Here is a 16551-nt window from a genome sequence, read left to right on the forward strand (position 1 = left end):
TCCCCCGACGGGGTTTCCCCGGCCCGCCAACTGCGCCTTCCCCGCGGGCAGTTGACGCGTCCAGGCTCAGGCCCGCCAGGTGATCTTCGAGGCGATGAGCGAGATGCCGGGGCCGAGCGCGAGCAGCAGCCCCTCGTCACCGTCGGCCGGCGGCTTGGCGAAGGTCCTCTCCAGTACGTCGAGGACCGAGGCCGAGCCGACGTTGCCGAGCTCGCGCAGGGAGTCCCTGGACAGGTCCACCATCTCCGGCGGGCAGCCGAGGCCCGCCATCACGGCGTCCAGGATCTTCGGGCTGCCGGAGTGCGAGACGACGAACCCCGGCCGCGCGTCGGCACCGGGTGGCGCGGTTCGCTCGAGCCATTCCCTGACGCGCGGCGCGATGTCCTGCACCGCCCGCAACAGCCGTGGTGCGTTGTGCGCGTGCAGCCCGTCGGAGTCGACGTAACTGCCCACGATGTCGCGGCTGCCGGGGAGCAGGTACTCCCAGGGTTCGTTGAGCTCCATGTGCGGGCCGTCCGACCCGGCGCGCACCACGCAGGCGCCCGCGGCGTCCCCGATGAGCCCCTTGAAGATCATGCCGTCCATGCCGGTGTCGGCCGGGTGCAGATAGTGGCTGTAGACGTCGGCGCAGACGACGAGCACCGTCGCGTCGGGCCGCGCGAGGACCAGGTCCCTGGCCCGGGTGAGGGCGAACGCCCCGCCCCCGCAGCCGAGTTGGGTCACCGGGAGCCGGCGGACCGAGCAGGGCAGGGCGAGCCGCTCCATCAGGTGGACGTCGAGGCCGGGCATGGTGTGTCCGGTGGCGCTGGTCACCACCAGGTTGGTGATGTCGCCAGGCTCAAGACCCGACTCGAACAGCGCCCCCCGGGCGGCGCTCTCCGCCAGGTCGAGGGAGTCGCGCAGGTGGGTGCGCATCCGCTCCACGACGGGTACGTCGGTGCTGAACTGCTCGGCCAGCGGGCGGGTGTACCAGCGTGACCGCACGGACGTGGCACGGATCGCCGTGTGGATGGCCTTGAGCCTCGGGTGGTCGACGTACAACTCGCTCAGCACGCTGAGGAGTTCGTCGGTGTCGACCTGATGGCGGGGCAGGGCTACGACAGGTGCGCTGACGACCGGCATGGGAACCTCCAAGACGCTCGGACAGTGGCTAACTGAGCGCGAGCCCGGGCTTCGAGCGGCATGGGGCGCCGTGGCATCTGTGGGGATGGCGGCCGCCGGTCCGTTCGTCAGCTCTCGCAATGGCAGTAAATGCACGTAAAACACCCCTTCAGGTGTTGACCGTGCTCCCCCCGTTGGGAGCGCCGTACAGCGCGGATGAAGAAAGTCGAGCTCGATGACGCGTGGCGTACAAGAGCGTGGATCTGGGCTGCCTGGTGCTGGGGGCTGCGTCGGCCGGTGCCGGGGCACAGCCGGGGCACGTCCGTCGGCACTCCCCCGGGACCCGATTCGGGTCCGTGTGGTTTGAGCCATGGGGACCGTACGCCACGCGAGTTGGCTCCAGCAAGACTTGATTTCAACACGCGAGGAATCCACGGAACGGGCGCGGTGTGACCACCTCGCGGTCACAGCTCCGACGCCCCCGGGGCCGGGGTCGCTCACCTGGGACATCTTCCGCCGGGGCGGGCGCCGGGGCGGGTTCGTGCAGGGACCACGCGTCCGGGGCGCCGCCTTCCGGCCATCCGGATTGAGCTCAACACCCATTGAAATCATTGGGCGTTGACTTTATTCTCGACATCAGTGGGACGGCATCACCACGCCTTCGGCACGCCCTTCGGCACGCCGCTGGCGCCGCCGCCCGCCATGGTCGTCTTCAGGTCATTGAGGGGGCGGTTCCGCATCGGTTCGGGGCCGCGATGAAGCGAGGGAAGGGCCGACCGACATGTACGCACCAGCGAATCAGCACACACTCGGGGCACCCTGGGTGGAGCGGGCGGCCTGCCGTGACTGCGATCCGGACACCTTCTTCCCGTCGGGGAGGAGCCCGGACGACACGGAGTCGGAGGCGGCCGCCAAGCGTCTCTGCGCGAGCTGCCCGGTGGTCGGCGACTGCCTGAGCGAAGCGCTCGCGCACGAGGAGAGCGCCGGCATATGGGGCGGGCTCACCGTCCGGGAGCGGCGGGAGCTTCGGCGGGTGGCCGGCACGGTCGCCGCGCTCGGCGGGAACCTCCACCAGTTCCTGGAGAGCGGCGGCAGGCGCGGCAAGCCGCGCCCCCAGGAGCGTTCGGCGTACGTGTGGTACCTGCGCCGCCGGGGGTGGGGCCAGACGCGTATCGCCACGGCGCTCGGCATGACCTTCGGCCAGGTCCAACACGCCTGGCGCACGGCCGAGTTCGCCTCGGCCTGCGGCTGCGACCTGTCGGCCCCGTCGCAGCTCGCCGAGCCGACCCCACCCCTTTCAACCGACCCCACCCGGCCGCTCCCCGCCGAACCGGCCCCGTCGCTCCCCGCCGACTCCGCCCTGCCGCCCCACGCCGAGCCGGCCGTGCCGCTCCCCGCCGACTCCGCCCTACCGCCCCTCGCCGAGCCGGCCGTGCCGCTCGCCGCCGAGACGGACCCGATGCGCCCCGCCGAACCGGCCCTGACGCTCTCCCCCGAACGCGCCCGGCCGCTCCCCACCCAACCGGCCGTGACGCTTCCCGCCGACTCCGCCGTGCCGCCCTTCGCCGAACCGGCCGTGCCGCTCGCCGCCGAGACGGACCCGATGCGCCTCGCCGAACGGGCCTTGGCGCTCTCCCCCGAACTCGCCCGGCCGCTTCCCGCCAATCCGGCCCGGCGGCTCCCCGTCGAGTCAACCCCGCCCCTCCCCGCCGAACGCAAGAAGGCGTCATGAGTGCCGCCGCGCCCGTTGAGCCGCGGCATCAGGTTCATGTGCTGGGTACGCCCGACGGGGCCGAGCTTGCTGTTTCCACGCATGGGGATCCTGATGCTCCGCTCAGCGTGATCCTCTGTCACGGCTGGACGATGTCCGCGCTCGACTGGCGTCCGCACATCGACGCGTTGACCCGGCCGCGCGCCGGCTTTCCGGCCCTGCGTGCCATCAGCTTCGACCAGCGCGGGCACGGCCGTTCGACGCGGGGCAGTGCCGTGCTCGACATGGAGCTGCTCTGCGCCGACCTGGCCCTGGTCCTCGCCGACGCGGCGCGTGACGGCAGGCCCGTGATCCTGATCGGCCACTCCATGGGCGGCATGGCCATCCAGGAGCTGGCCGCCCGGCGGCCCGGCCTGTTCGGCACGGACGTGGCGGGCGTGGGCCTGATCTCCACCTCGCTCAACGAGGTCGGCGCGACGCTGAGCGCGCTGAACGACCGGCCGGGACCGACGGGCACGGCCACGTCGCCCGGGTCCCGGCGGCGCGCGCGGACCCAGCGGAAGGTCGCCGACCGCCTGCTGCGCTCACCCCGCGCGGCGCGGACCGCCCACCGCCTCCTGACCGGCCCGCTCTCCCACCCGACCACCGCGCCGCTGTGGCGCGCGGTCTTCGGCCCCGGGCCCACCACCGAGGCGGTCCGCGCCAACGCGCGCGCCTTCCGTGACGTGCCGGTCCTGGCGATCGCCGAGTTCTACTCGGCCCTGACCTCGCACGACTGCGCGGGCCGCATCCGCGCCCTCGGCAACGTCCCCACCCGCGTCCTGGTGGGCGAACTCGACCGCTACACCCCGCCCGACCAGGCACGGGCCCTCGCCTCCGAGATACCGGGCGCGACCCTGCAGACGGTGCCGGGTCACGGCCACGACCTTCCGTACGAGCAGCCGGTCCTGGTGGTGGAGACGGTGCACGCGCTGCTGCGCGAAGGGGCACACGGCCTCCCCCGGGGCAGCGCCATGTCGACTGCGGCACCCCGGTGACGGGCTCGGCCCACGGGCCGAGGTCCGACGTGCTCGCCGCCCGCCGCATCGTGGTCAAGGTCGGCTCGTCCTCCCTCACCACGGCTGCCGGAGGGCTCGACTCCGATCGCGTCGACGCGCTCGTGGATGTCCTTGCGCGTGCGAAGGCGGCCGGCGTCGAGGTCGTGCTCGTCTCCTCCGGCGCCATCGCGGCCGGCCTCGCCCCGCTGGGCCTCGTGGCCCGTCCGCACGACCTGGCGCGGCAGCAGGCCGCCGCCTGTGTGGGGCAGGGGCTGCTCGTGGCCCGGTACACCGCCTCCTTCGCGCGGTACGGGGTACGGGTCGGGCAGGTGCTGCTCACCGCGGAGGACGTCAGCCGCCGGGCGCACTACCGCAACGCGTACCGCACGCTGGAGCAGGTCCTCGCCATGGGCGCGCTGCCGGTGGTGAACGAGAACGACACCGTGGCCACCGCGGAGATCAAGTTCGGCGACAACGACCGGCTCGCGGCACTCGTCGCCCATCTGGTGCGGGCCGACGCGCTCATCCTGCTGTCCGACGTCGACGGCCTGTACGACGGCGCACCGGACCGGCCGGGGTCGCGCCGCATCAGCGAGATCCGTGGCCCCGGCGATCTGGCCGGCGTGGAGATCGGCAGCACCGGGAGCGCGGGCGTCGGCACCGGCGGCATGGTCACCAAGGTGGAGGCCGCGCGCATCGCCACCGACGCGGGCATCCCGGTGGTCCTCACCGCCGCCCGGCACGCGGCGGACGCGCTGGCGGGCCGGGACACGGGCACCTATTTCCACCGCACGGGCGCGCGCGCCGCCGACCATCTCCTCTGGCTGGAGCACGCGAGCAGCCCGCGCGGGGCGCTGCACCTGCACGCGTGCGCGGCCGAGGCTCTCGCGGGCCGGGCGGGCCCCGTCCTCGCCAAGGGCGTGACGCACGCCGACGGCGACTTCGCCGCGGGCGATCCCGTGGAGCTGATCTCCCCGGCCGGGCAGGTCATCGCGAGGGGCCTCGTCAACCTGGACGCACGCGAACTCCCGCTCCTCCTCGGCCACTCGGAGGCGGAACTGGTGAGCCTGGACGACCTCGTCCTGCTCCTCCCCGGCCCCTCGGCCCTGCCGCAGCAACTCCCGGCGCCCGCGCCACGACGTATCACCATCCGCGTGCGGCCTGCTGCCGGGCTGGCGACGGAGGCGATGCGCTGAGGCGCGTGAGCAGTTGTCAGAAGGCGCCCCCGCGATCCTCTCGCGTGGGCGCCTTCGGTGTTCGGCTCGCGTGGTCCCTCAGTCGATGCCCCGCACGATGTGGAGCTCCGTCGGGTCGTCCTCCGCGCCCGCCAGTCCGAGCCAGGGCGGCACGGGCGCGGCGGTTCGGGGGAAGCGGTCCCTCGGCCGGCTGTCCTCGTACAGGAACCTCCCGGAAGGTTCCGTGGCGGTGATGATGCGTACATGCATGGCCCGTTCCTCCTTGAACTACCGGATCTGACCGTCGCCCACCAGGACGTATTTCGTGGTCGTCAGCGCGGTCACGCCCATCGGGCCGCGCGCGTGCAACTTCTGCGTGGAGATGCCGAGTTCGGTCCCGAGACCCAGTTCGCCGCCGTCCGCGAACCTCGTCGACGCGTTGACGGCGACGACCGCCGTGTCCAGGGCGAGGACGAACCGGCGCGCCGCGGACTGGGATTCGGTGACGATCGCCTCGGTGTGCCCGGTGCCGTGGCGGCGGATGTGCTCGACCGCCTGCTCCAGCGAGTCGACGACGGCGACGGCGATGTCCGCCGCGAGGTACTCGCGGTCCCAGTCCTCCTCCGTGGCCGCGACCACCACCGGCTCGCCCGAAGCCGGCTCGCCCGGAGCTGACGCGACAGTGGATGCCGCGGCGAGGACGCGGGTGTCTCCGTGCACGGTGACGCCGTGCCGCGCGAGCTCCTTGAGCGCGCGCGGCAGAAACGAGGGCGCGACGGCCTCGTGCACGAGAAGCGTCTCCGCCGCGTTGCAGACGGACGGCCGCTGCGTCTTGGCGTTGATCACGATGCGCAACGCCCGTTCGATGTCGGTGTGTTCGTCGACGTAGACGTGGCAGTTCCCGACGCCCGTCTCGATCACCGGTACCGCCGCCTCCCGCACGGTGGTCTCGATCAGCTCCCGGCCGCCCCGCGGTATCAGTACGTCCACCAGTCCGCGCAGCGACATGAGTTCCGTGACGGAGGCATGCGTGTCGCCGGGTACCCCCTGGATCGCATCGGCCGGCACCACCGTGTCCGCCACCGCGTCCCGCATCACGGCGATCAGCGCGGCGTTGGTGTGCCGGGCGGCCGAGGAGCCGCGCAGCAGCGCCGCGTTGCCGCTCTTGACGCAGAGCACGGCGGCGTCGACGGTGACGTTGGGGCGGCCCTCGTAGATCATGCCGACGACGCCGAGGGGCACCCTGACCTGGCGGACCTCCAGGCCGTTGGGCAGGACGGAGCCGCTCGTGACCGTTCCGACCGGGTCGGCCATGGCGGCCACGTCACGTGTCATGTCCGTGAGGCCGGCGAGCTGGCCGTCGGAGACGGCGAGCCGGTCGAGCACCGCCTGCGGGCGCCCGGCCGCGCGGGCGTCGTCCATGTCCCGCTTGTTCGCGGCCAGGATCTCCGGCGCCCGGTCGGTGAGGGCCCGCGCGATGGCGCGGAGCGCGGAGTCGCGCTGGGCCCCGGTCGTGGTGGCGAGCCCGGCCGCGGCGGCCCGGGCCGCCTCCGCGGCTTCCCGGACCGTGCTGGTGGCCACTGGTGTCGAGGTGCTCATCGGCTCGCGCCCTCCCGCAGCGGCTGCCCCGCTCCGGGGGCCGCGCAGAGCCTACGTACGAAGGGATCCAGGTCGGGCCATCCGGTGAGTTCGGCCAGCATGGCGCGCGCGATGGCGTCGACGCCGACCTCGATCTCGGCCCTGCGGCGGTCCCGCTCCCGCCGGTGCTCGGCGCCCATCTCAGGACCGGTCTCAGTGCCCGTCGCATTGCTCGTCTCGGTGCTCATGTCGTCGTCCATCCGATTCCTTCCACTCACGCCCTCGGCGTTCAGCCCCTCACGCATGGACCCGGAACCCGGCCCCTGCCTTGCGCCCGGCCCGGCCCGCGGCGACCAGGTGCTCCATGAGGGGCGCGGGCGCGGTCGCGGGGTTGCCGTCGGCGGCGTGCAGGATGTGCTGGATGCTCAGCGAGATGTCGAGGCCGATGACGTCGAGGAGTTCGAAGGGGCCGAGCGGATAGCCGAAGCCCAGCTTCATGACGGCGTCGATCTCGTCGACGGTGGCGTAGTGGCTCTCCGCGAGCCGCACCGCGCTGTTGAGATAGGGGAAGAGCAGCGCGTTGACGATGAAGCCCGGCCGGTCCGTGCAGCGCACCGGATGCTTGCCGAGCGTGCGGCACAGCTCGCGGGCGGCGGCGATGTTCTCGGGCGCGGTCTCCAGGGAGCCGATCACCTCGACGAGGCGCATGACGGGTGCCGGGTTGAAGAAGTGCAGTCCCAGTACGTCGGCGGGGCGGCCCGACGCGAGTCCGCACTCGATCACGGGCAGGCTCGACGTGGTGGTGGCGAGCAGCGCGCCCGGCCGGCAGACGGCGCCCAGCTCGCGGAAGAGTTGCTTCTTGACGGCCAGGTCCTCCGCGACGGCCTCGATCACGAGGTCGCAGTCGGCGAGTTCCGTCAGGTCGCTGCTGGGGGTCAGGCGGCCGAGGGCGGCGTCGCGCGTCGTCTCGTCGAGCCGTCCGCGCTTCAGGGAGCGGCCCGTGGAGCGGGACACCGTCTGCCAGGCCGACTTGGCTCGGTCGTCGGTGCGGCCGACCAGGACGGTGGCGCACCCGGCGAGCGCGAAGACCTCGGCGATGCCGGCGGCCATGGTGCCCGATCCGACGACCCCGACCGTGCGGATGGCGGGCGAACCGGAGGGCGTCTCGGGTGCGGGCGCAGTCTCGCCGCTTCCCCGGTGGTCGTAGAAGCCGCGCCCCGACTTATGGCCGAGCATTCCGGCGAGGACCATGTGCCGCAGGCGGCGCGCGGGCCGCAGCGCGGGCTCGTCCCACCGTTCGGCGAGCACGGTGAGGATGTCGCAGGCGGTGTCCGTGCCGATGACGTCGAGCAGTTGCAGCGGCCCGAGCGGCAGTCCGCAGCCGAACCGCATCGCGGCGTCGATGTCGTCGCGGCTCGCGACCTGCTGGTCGTACATGGTGACGGCCTGGTTGAGATAGCCGAAGAGCAGCGCCGACGAGATCAGTCCGGCCCGGTCGCCGACGCCGACCGCCCGGAGACCGAGCCGCTCCACGAGGTCTTCGACCTGCTTGAGGGCGTCGTCGTCCGCCATCACCGTGCGGCCGACCTCGGCGATCTCGGCGGTGGGCAACGGGAGTTGGAGGCCGACCAGCCGCCCCGGGCGACCGCAGGCCGCCGCGAGGTCGGTGAGCGAGAGGGCGGCGGCGGTGCTGGCGATGACCGTGCCGGGCGGGCAGACCCGGGCGACGGCGCGCAGGACGTCCACCTTGACGGTGCGTCGCTCGGGCACCGCCTCGACGACCGTGGCCGCCCCGGCGAGATCCTCCCAGTGTTCGGCGCGGCGGATGCGCCCGCCGGCTTCGCGGGCCTGTGCGGCGGTGACCGTCCCGTCCGCGAGGGCCGTGTCGAAGAGTGTCGCGGCCCGGTGGCGCGTGGTCGGCGTGTCCTTGTCGATGACGATGACGTCCAGGCCGCCGAGCGCGGCCCTGCGGGCGAGCGCGGAGCCGATGCTCCCCAGGCCCACCACCGCGAGTGTCGTGTGTTCGCCGTTCACGCCGCCACCCCTTCCAGGGACGGGAGTTGGGGCTGTGCTGGAGGCGCGACGCGGAAGCGGTTGATGGCCGTCTCGTGGCGTTCGCGGAACTCGGGGGCCGTGACACCGAGGCCTTCGGCGGGTGCGAGGCAGCGCACGCCGACCTTGCCGTGGTGTTCGTTGCGGTGCAGGGACTCCACGGCGTCACCGACCTCGTCGAGGGCGTAGGTCCGCGAGAGGGTGGGGTGGATCCTGCCCTTGGCGATGAGGCGGTTGGCCTCCCACGCCTCGCGGTAGTGGGCGCAGTGCGAGCCGACGATCCGCTTCAGGGACATCCACAGGTAGCGGTTGTCGTACTCGTGGTTGTAGCCCGCGGTGGACGCGCAGGTGACGATGGTGCCGCCCTTGCGCGCGACGTACACGCTCGCGCCGAAGGTCTCGCGTCCCGGGTGCTCGAAGACGATGTCGACGTCCTCGCCGCCGGTCAGCTCCCGTATTCGCTCGCCGAGTCTGCGCCACTCCTTGCGGTCCTGGGTGTGTTCGTCGCGCCAGAAGCGGTAGCCCTCCTCGGCGCGGTCGATGATGAGCTCGGCGCCCATGCGGCGGGCCAGTTCGGCCTTTTCCGGTGAGGACACGACGCAGATGGGCGTGGCGCCGCCGGCCAGGGCAAGCTGGGTCGCGTACGAGCCGAGTCCGCCGGCGGCGCCCCAGATGAGGACGTTGTCGCCCTGCTTCATGCCGGCGCCGTTGCCGGTGACGAGCTGGCGGTAGGCGGTGGAGTTGACCAGGCCGGGCGAGGCGGCTTCCTCCCAGGTGAGGTGCTCGGCCTTGGGCAGGAGCTGGCTGGCCTTGACGAGGGAGAGTTCGGCGAGGCCGCCGTAGTTCGTCTCGAACCCCCAGATGCGCTGCTCGGGGTCGAGCATCGCGTCGCCGTGCCCTTCCGCGCCTTCGAGTTCGACGGACACGCAGTGGGCGACCACGCGGTCGCCCGCGTGCCAACGCCGTACTCCTGGGCCGGACTTGAGGACGACGCCCGCCAGGTCGGAGCCGATGACGTGATACGGCAGGTCGTGGCGCGCCGCGAGCCCGCCGAGCCTGCCGTACCGCTCGAGGAAGGCGAAGGTCGGCACGGGCGAGAAGAGGGCGCTCCACACGGTGTTGTAGTTCACCGCGCTCGCCATCACCGCCACCAGGACTTCGCCGGGGCCGGGCTCCGGGGTCGGCACCTCCTGGATGTGCAGGGAGTCGGCCGGGGTCCTGTCGCGCAGCTCGACGCCCTCGAACATGGCGGCCTCCTCCTTGCGCAGAACGGCGGCGCGGTAGGAGTCGGGAATCCTGAGGGCCGCCACATCGGCCGGCACCGAGTCCGGGGCCTCGATCGCCTCCACCAGTTCGCGCATGGTCACGCACCGCCTTCCGAACAGGGAAACTCACCAAACAGTGAAATCAACTGGCGATGAGTTTTGCATGGACCGGGCACCCCAGCAAGCCCCCGGAAGGGCGCGGAAACGGCGGGCGCGGACCGCTCGCGGCGGCCCAAGAACGGGTCAAGGGAGGCCAGTTCCCCCTTGCAGCGCCCGACACCGGCGTGCAAAACTCATCACCAGTTGACTTCAGCGACGAATGAATTAGGTGACGCTGTGCCCACTCCACACGAGCTGGAAGACTTACAGGCCACCGCTTTCGCCGGCATCGCGGTCATCCTGACTGTCGGCGCACTGCTGGCACGCCTGGCACGGCGGTTTCATCAGCCCGCCGTCATCGGCGAGATCACGGCGGGCATTTTGCTCGGCCCGAGCCTGCTCGGTCTTCTGCCCGGTGACCTGACGAACCGTCTGTTCCCCGACGACGTACGCCCCTTGCTCTCGATGGTCGCGCAGATCGGCCTGCTGCTCTTCATGTTCACCGTGGGCTGGGAGCTGGACTGGGCAACGATGCGACGGCGCAAGCGGTCGGTCGCCGCGGTGACCGCGGGCAGCATTCTCGTCCCGCTGGCCCTGGGCATGTCGATCGCCTGGGTCATCTACCAGAACCACTCGGTGGTGAACGGCGAGAAGATCGACTTCTTCTCCTTCGCCCTGTTCCTCGGCGTCAGCATGTCGATCACCGCCTTCCCGGTGCTCGCCCGCATCCTCAAGGACAAGCACCTCTCCCGCACCAAGGTCGGCGCGCTCGCGCTCACCAGCGCCGCGTTCGGCGACGTCATCGCCTGGTGCGTGCTGGCCGGAGTGGTCGCGATCGTGACCGCGTCCGGTCCCACCGGCTTCACCGACACCCTCTGGATGTCCGCCGGTTACGGCGCCGCGATGATCGTCGTCGTCCGCCCGGCGCTGACCCGCGCCGTCGCGTGGATGTCCCGGCGCGGCAGCGGCACCTACCTCGCCGCGCTCGTCACCGCGGGGCTGCTGCTCTCCGCGTACATCACGTCGAACATCGGCATCCACCCGATCTTCGGTGCGTTCGCCTTCGGCCTGGTCATGCCCCGCAAGCCGAGCGAGCTCCTCGAGGAGAAGATGCTCCGGCCGCTGCAGCACGCGGGCGAACTGATGCTGCCCGTCTACTTCATCATCACCGGCCTCTCCGTCGACGTCGCCGGCATGTCCGCCACCGCGTGGGGCGAGCTGGCCCTGATCCTGTCCGCCGCCATCGTGGGCAAGCTGGCCGGCGCCTCGCTGCCAGCCCGCTCCTTCGGGCTCAGCTGGCGGGAGTCCCTCGGTGTCGGCGCCCTGATGAACACCCGGGGCCTGACCGAGCTGATCATCCTCGGCATCGGTCTCAACCTCGGGGTCCTCGACCAGACCCTCTTCACCGAGATGGTCCTGATGGCGCTCATCACGACCGCCATGACCGGCCCCGCGCTCCCCCACCTGCTGCCGCGCACCCGGATGGACCTCGTGACCCGACGCGGCTCGGGCCCACCGCGCCCGTCCGCGCCGCTGCGCGAGCAGCCCGCCGCGCGCGACGCGTCGAGCACCCGCGAGAGCGTGACCGCCCGCGACACCACCCCCGCCGTGGTGCGGCTCCCCGAACCGGCCGACGACCACGCACCGGACATGGCGGGATAGCAGCCGCCGGCTCGGTACGACGACAGAGAAGGAGATGCCCCACGTGCATCCCGTCATCAGCACGCTCTCCCGGGTCTTCGACATGCCGTCGGAACACATCGGCGACGAACTTCGGCTCCGCGCGGTGGCCAGCTGGGACAACCTCACGGCCGTCGAGCTCCAGGTCCACCTCGAGCACGAGCTCGGCACCACGCTCGACAACGGTCTGATCGAGCACATCGAGTCCGTGGGCCAGCTCCGCGCGTTCTACGACGAACGCCTCGCCGAGCTCTCCGCGCCCGACGACCTCGCGGAGATCGACATCCCCGAGGACGCGTCGGCCGTGGCCCCCGCGCTGCCCCGCATGCAGCGCCCCGACCCCGAGCAGTCGCCCGCCGCGCCGGACGTGGCGGACATGATCGTCGGCGAGACCGGCATCTCCGAGGTGGACCCCGACCGCGGCAGGCTCGCCTACCGCGGCTACCCCATCGAGGAACTGGCGGGCCGGGTGACCTTCGAGGGGGTCGTCCACCTGCTGATCCGCGGCTGGCTGCCCGACCCCGACGAGCTGCGTGCCTTCCGGGCCAGGCTCGCCGCGGCCCGCGAGCTGCCGTCGATGGTGGCCACCAACCTCGTGCTCAACGCCGGGTGCAGTACGTCGTCGGTGCTGCGCACGGCGGTCTCCGCGCTCGCGGTCGCCGCCGAGGCCGACGCCGACCCGGCCGCGCACATCGGTCTGGGGGAACGCCTGATCGCGCGCATCCCGACCATCTTCGCCATCCAGCAGGCCGCCCGCACCGGCCGCCGCATGATCAGCCCCGATCCCGAGCTCTCGCACGCCGAGAACATCCTCCACATGCTGGACCTGCCCCGCGACCCCGAGCGCGTCCGCCTGGTCGACCTCTGCCTGGTCCTGCAGGCAGAACACGGCTGCAACGCATCGGCGTTCGCCGCCCGGGTCGCCGCGGGGACCGGCGCCGACACCTTCGCGGCCGTCACCGTGGCGCTCGCGACGTTCACCGGACCGCTGCACGGCGGCTCGGCGAACCAGGTGGTCGACCAGGCCCAGGAGACCGAGAACCCCGACGCGGCCGCCGCCTACCTGCGGGGCCGCGCCGACCAAGCCGCCGCCGTACGCACCCGACCGGTGCCGTACGCGATGGAGGACCCCCGGGTCGGGCCGCTGCGCGAGGCGGCCCGCGGCTTCAGGGCGAGCCCCGGCCGCGACCACGTCCTGAAGGTCCTGGACGCGGTACGCACCGCCGCGCACCCCTCCAAGGGCCCCCGCCCGTACCTGACCGTGGACTGCTACGCGGCCGCGATCTACCACCTCCTGGGCATGCCGTCCGACCTCTTCGTCCCGATGTTCGCCGCCGCCCGGGTGCCCGGCTGGCTCGCCCACGTCGAGGAACAGCGCGCACAGGAGGGCCGCATCCACCCACGGCTGCGCTACGTCGGCCCGCGGAACCTGCGCCACCTGCCCGGCCCGGCCTGAGGGCGCGCGGCACCCACCACTCACCCAGATCCCGACGCGGGAGGGAGCCCCTTCCCCGTACGACAGGAGCAGATGTGGAGTTCGGCTGGAACGAGGGCCAACAGGCCCGCTACGACGAGGTGCTGGCAGCCACCCGGGCCGCCTTCCCCACCGGGCCCGGCTCGGGCCACGGGTTCTACACCCGCAAGGACTGGCTGCGGCTCGGCGAGATCGGCCTGCTCGGCGCCTGTCTGCCCACGGAGGCCGGCGGTCAGGGGCTCGGCGCGCTGGACACCGCGCGCGTCGTCGAGGCGGTGGGCCGCGGCTGCGCGGACACCGGCCTGGTCTTCGGCGCCGCCGCGCACACCTTCGCGTGCGCGGTGCCGATCGCGGAGTTCGGCAGCGCCGCCGTACGGGAGCGGCTGCTGCCCGAGCTGGCCGCCGGGCGGCTGATCGCGGGCAACGCGATGACGGAACCGGACGCGGGATCGGACTCCTCCAGGCTCGGCACGACCGCCCGCCCCGTCGACGGCGGTCTCGTCCTCAACGGCACCAAGAGCTTCGTCAGCAACGGTCCGGTCGCCGATGTGTACGTGGCGTACGCGACCGTCAATCCCAAGGCGGGCTTCCTCGGCGTGACCGGTGTCGTCGTCGACCGGAACACGCCCGGCGTCGTCGTGGGCGATCCGCACGAGAAGATGGGCATGCACTCCTGCCCGGCGGGCGCGATCACCTTCGAGGAGTGCTTCGTCCCCGACGAGAACGTCCTGGGCGGCGTGGGCCAGGGCGCGGCGATCTTCCAGCACTCCATGGGCTGGGAGCGGGCCTGCCTCTTCGCCCTCTACGTAGGGCTCCTCGAACGGCTCGTCGAGAGCTGCGTGCGGCACGCCACCGAGCGGCGCCAGTTCGGCAGACGCATCGGCGAGTTCCAGTCGGTGTCCAACCGGATCGCCGACATGAAGCTGACCCTGGAGAGCGCCCGGCTCCTGCTGTACCGCGCCTGCTGGGAGATGGACCAGGGCAAGCCGGCCGTCCTGGCGATCGCGCTGTCCAAGCTCGCGGTGTCCGAGGGCGTGCTCGCCGCGGCCACCGACGCCGTACGGGTCTTCGGCGGGCGCGGCTATCTCCGCGAGGACGGCATCGAGGCGGCCCTGCGCGACGCCGTGCCCAGCACGATCTTCTCCGGCACCTCGGACATCCAGCGCCAACTGATAGCGAAGGAGATAGGACTGTGAGGCTCCACCAGCTCGTCATCGACTCCGCCCGCCGCACTCCACAGGCCCCGGCCGTGCGGTCCCCTCAAGGGGTGTACAGCTACCGGGAGCTGGACGCTCTCGCCGACCGGTACGCCGCCGCGCTGCACCGGCGCGGGGTGCGGCCCGGCGACCGGGTCGTGCTGTGGAGCCACAAGACCCTGGAGGCGATCGCCCTCATGCAGGGCGCGCTGCGTGTCGGCGCGATCTACGCCCCGGTCAGCGCCGCCAACCCGGCCGCCCGCGTCCGGCGGATATCCGACAGCTGCTCCCCCGCCCTGGTGGTGGCCGACAGCGACGGTCTGCGCCGCGCCCACGCCACCGACTGGCCCGCGTCGGTGCCGCTGGTCGGATTCGCCGACCTGGCTCAGGAAGCCCCCGCGGACGAGGCCCCCGCGGCGTACGAGAACGAGCCCGACGAGCCGGCGTACATCCTCTACACGTCGGGCTCGACCGGGGAGCCCAAGGGCGTCTGCATCAGCCACCGCAACGCCCTCTCCTTCATCCGCTGGGCCGCCGCCGAGATCGGCGTCACCCCCGACGACCGGCTCTCCAACCACGCGCCGTTCAACTTCGACCTCTCGGTCTTCGACCTGTACGCCGCGTTCCTCACCGGCGCCTCGGTGTTCCTGGTGCCCGAAGGGCTCGCGTACGACCCGGTCCAGCTCGGCGCGCTCCTGCGCCGCGAGGAGATCAGCGTCTGGTACTCGGTGCCGTCCGCGCTGACCCTGATGATGCAGCGCGGCGACCTGCTCGCCGACGAGCCGCCCAAGGCGCTGCGCGCCTGTGTCTTCGCCGGTGAGCCGTTCCCGATCCAGCAGGTGCACGAGCTGCGCAAGGCCTGGCCCGATGTGCGGATGTACAACTGGTACGGGCCGACCGAGACCAATGTCTGCACCAGCTACGAGGTCACCGACCGCGACCTGGGCAGCACCCGCCCGCTGCCCATCGGCACCGCGGTCTCCGGCGACCTGATCCGGCTGCATCCGCCGCGCTCGCGCGAGGGGGAGATCGTGGTCACCGGACCGACGGTCATGCTGGGCTACTGGGGCCGGGAGCCCCAGAAGGGCGCGTACTTCACCGGTGACATCGGGCGGATGGGCGCGGACGGGATGCTGGAGTACGTGGGGCGCCGAGACCACATGGTGAAGGTGCGCGGGCACCGCATCGAGCTCGGCGACATCGAGGCGGTGATCGCCGACGCCCCGTCGGTGGAGTCCGCCGCGTGTGCCGTGGTGGGCTCCGGTCTCGACGCGAAACTCCACGCGTTCGTGGTGCCGTCGGGCGACGAGCGTCCCGGACTCCTGGAGCTCAAGCGGGACTGCGCCACCCGGCTGCCCCTCTACATGGTGATCGACGCCGTGCACGTCGTGCCCGAACTCCCCCTGACCGCCAACGGAAAGACGGACCGTCCCGCGCTGGTCGCCGCTCTCGCCGACAGCGATCCCCGGTAACCCCGGTGGCCTCCGCCGGACTGAGCCGCCTCGGACTCACAGACGAGGATTCATACATGCCCGATCAACTGGACGTCACCGAGACCGTGTTGGACCAGGTCGACCTGAACACCTTCCGTTCCGTCATGGGTTCCCTGCCGACCGGCGTCAGCGTGGTCACCAGCGTGACGGCCGACGGGGAACCGCGCGGACTGACCTGCAGCGCCGTGTGCAGCGTCTCGGCTTCGCCGCCGCTGCTCCTGGTCTGCGTCAAGGCGCCGAGCGCGACGCTGGATGCCATCCACCGGAGCTCGGTGTTCGCGGTGAACTTCCTCTCCGCCGACATGACGGCACTGGCGCGTACGTTCGCGTCGTCGGTGCCGGAGCGGTTCTCGGACGTCGCGTGGCGGCCGGGCGAGCGCACCGGCGCCCCGCTCCTCGGCTCCACCGTCGCGCTCGCCGAGTGCATCCTGACCAGCAGCCATCTCGCCGGCGACCATCAGGTCCTGATCGGCCGCCTGGTGCACGGCGAGGCCAGCGCGGCCCGGACGCCTCTCGCCTATTGGCGCACGCAGTTCTCCGAGGTGCAGCCGCAGGGGCTCGCGAGCTGACCCGCCGCGTCGCCCGAACGCCGTCGCGAGGGCGGCGGACAAGAACGCGGCGCTGTGCCGCCGTCTGCGTCTGGTGTTCCTCATGTCTGACTCCCCTTCACCTGCTGAACTTCATCTGCTG

Annotated in this window: 14 protein-coding genes; 8 read left to right on the top strand and 6 right to left on the bottom strand. The window is 72.2% G+C overall.

What is annotated here, in order from left to right; translation table 11 throughout:
• Positions 1-66: 66 nt before the first annotated feature.
• Positions 67-1122, bottom strand: coding sequence for a PhlD (locus tag AB0I66_RS12970; protein WP_363207811.1), 1056 nt, complete (start codon positions 1120-1122; stop codon positions 67-69).
• 760 nt (positions 1123-1882) lie between these two features.
• Here AB0I66_RS12970 and AB0I66_RS12975 point away from each other — a divergent pair.
• The 3 genes from AB0I66_RS12975 to proB are packed head-to-tail and all read left to right on the top strand — an operon-like array spanning position 1883 to position 5045.
• Positions 1883-2833: a WhiB family transcriptional regulator gene (locus tag AB0I66_RS12975; RefSeq protein ID WP_363207812.1), complete on the top strand. Its 951-nt coding sequence runs from the start codon at positions 1883-1885 to the stop codon at positions 2831-2833.
• Positions 2830-3849, top strand: a complete 1020-nt coding sequence (locus AB0I66_RS12980) for an alpha/beta hydrolase (protein WP_363207813.1) — start codon at positions 2830-2832, stop codon at positions 3847-3849. Before AB0I66_RS12975 ends, AB0I66_RS12980 begins: the two co-directional genes overlap by 4 nt.
• Positions 3846-5045 carry a glutamate 5-kinase gene (proB, locus tag AB0I66_RS12985; RefSeq protein WP_363207814.1) on the top strand — a complete coding sequence of 400 codons (1200 nt, stop codon included), beginning with the start codon at positions 3846-3848 and terminating at the stop codon, positions 5043-5045. Before AB0I66_RS12980 ends, proB begins: the two co-directional genes overlap by 4 nt.
• Positions 5046-5123: 78 nt before the next feature.
• Here proB and AB0I66_RS12990 read toward each other — a convergent pair whose 3' ends face one another.
• The 5 genes from AB0I66_RS12990 to ccrA are packed head-to-tail and all read right to left on the bottom strand — an operon-like array spanning position 5124 to position 10015.
• Entirely contained in the window at positions 5124-5294 is a 171-nt protein-coding gene (locus tag AB0I66_RS12990) for a hypothetical protein (RefSeq protein ID WP_363207815.1), read from the bottom strand.
• 18 nt (positions 5295-5312) lie between these two features.
• Positions 5313-6623, bottom strand: coding sequence for a glutamate-5-semialdehyde dehydrogenase (locus tag AB0I66_RS12995; RefSeq protein WP_363207816.1), 1311 nt, complete (start codon positions 6621-6623; stop codon positions 5313-5315).
• Positions 6620-6850, bottom strand: coding sequence for a hypothetical protein (locus AB0I66_RS13000; RefSeq protein ID WP_363207817.1), 231 nt, complete (start codon positions 6848-6850; stop codon positions 6620-6622). The genes AB0I66_RS12995 and AB0I66_RS13000 overlap by 4 nt, the downstream gene beginning before the upstream one ends.
• A gap of 49 nt (positions 6851-6899) precedes the next feature.
• Entirely contained in the window at positions 6900-8636 is a 1737-nt protein-coding gene (locus tag AB0I66_RS13005; RefSeq protein WP_363207818.1) for a 3-hydroxyacyl-CoA dehydrogenase family protein, read from the bottom strand.
• Positions 8633-10015 carry a crotonyl-CoA carboxylase/reductase gene (ccrA, locus tag AB0I66_RS13010; RefSeq protein WP_363207819.1) on the bottom strand — a complete coding sequence of 461 codons (1383 nt, stop codon included), beginning with the start codon at positions 10013-10015 and terminating at the stop codon, positions 8633-8635. Before ccrA ends, AB0I66_RS13005 begins: the two co-directional genes overlap by 4 nt.
• Before the next feature lie 240 nt (positions 10016-10255).
• Between ccrA and AB0I66_RS13015 the strand changes: the two genes are divergently transcribed.
• The 5 genes from AB0I66_RS13015 to AB0I66_RS13035 all read left to right on the top strand — a co-directional run bounded on the left by AB0I66_RS13015 (position 10256) and on the right by AB0I66_RS13035 (position 16430).
• Positions 10256-11680, top strand: a complete 1425-nt coding sequence (locus AB0I66_RS13015; RefSeq protein ID WP_363207820.1) for a cation:proton antiporter — start codon at positions 10256-10258, stop codon at positions 11678-11680.
• A gap of 43 nt (positions 11681-11723) precedes the next feature.
• Positions 11724-13154: a citrate/2-methylcitrate synthase gene (locus AB0I66_RS13020; RefSeq protein ID WP_363207821.1), complete on the top strand. Its 1431-nt coding sequence runs from the start codon at positions 11724-11726 to the stop codon at positions 13152-13154.
• A gap of 74 nt (positions 13155-13228) precedes the next feature.
• Positions 13229-14368 (top strand): acyl-CoA dehydrogenase family protein, encoded by a 1140-nt coding sequence (locus AB0I66_RS13025; protein ID WP_363207822.1) that lies wholly within the window; start codon positions 13229-13231, stop codon positions 14366-14368.
• On the top strand, positions 14365-15840 hold the full coding sequence (locus AB0I66_RS13030) for an amino acid adenylation domain-containing protein (protein WP_363207823.1): 1476 nt from the start codon (positions 14365-14367) through the stop codon (positions 15838-15840). The genes AB0I66_RS13025 and AB0I66_RS13030 overlap by 4 nt, the downstream gene beginning before the upstream one ends.
• Before the next feature lie 56 nt (positions 15841-15896).
• Entirely contained in the window at positions 15897-16430 is a 534-nt protein-coding gene (locus AB0I66_RS13035) for a flavin reductase family protein (protein ID WP_363207824.1), read from the top strand.
• Positions 16431-16551: the final 121 nt, after the last annotated feature.

Source organism: Streptomyces sp. NPDC050439 (assembly GCF_040655335.1).
Lineage (GTDB): Bacteria > Actinomycetota > Actinomycetes > Streptomycetales > Streptomycetaceae > Streptomyces.

Bases quoted from the DNA above. Each gene is read 5' to 3' on its own strand.
- AB0I66_RS13035 (WP_363207824.1), top strand. From the start codon at position 15,897: ATGCCCGATCAACTGGACGTCACCGAGACCGTGTTGGACCAGGTCGAC.
- AB0I66_RS12970 (WP_363207811.1), bottom strand. From the start codon at position 1,122: ATGCCGGTCGTCAGCGCACCTGTCGTAGCCCTGCCCCGCCATCAGGTC.
- ccrA (WP_363207819.1), bottom strand. From the start codon at position 10,015: ATGCGCGAACTGGTGGAGGCGATCGAGGCCCCGGACTCGGTGCCGGCC.
- AB0I66_RS12980 (WP_363207813.1), top strand. From the start codon at position 2,830: ATGAGTGCCGCCGCGCCCGTTGAGCCGCGGCATCAGGTTCATGTGCTG.
- AB0I66_RS12975 (WP_363207812.1), top strand. From the start codon at position 1,883: ATGTACGCACCAGCGAATCAGCACACACTCGGGGCACCCTGGGTGGAG.
- AB0I66_RS12995 (WP_363207816.1), bottom strand. From the start codon at position 6,623: ATGAGCACCTCGACACCAGTGGCCACCAGCACGGTCCGGGAAGCCGCG.
- AB0I66_RS12990 (WP_363207815.1), bottom strand. From the start codon at position 5,294: ATGCATGTACGCATCATCACCGCCACGGAACCTTCCGGGAGGTTCCTG.
- AB0I66_RS13000 (WP_363207817.1), bottom strand. From the start codon at position 6,850: ATGAGCACCGAGACGAGCAATGCGACGGGCACTGAGACCGGTCCTGAG.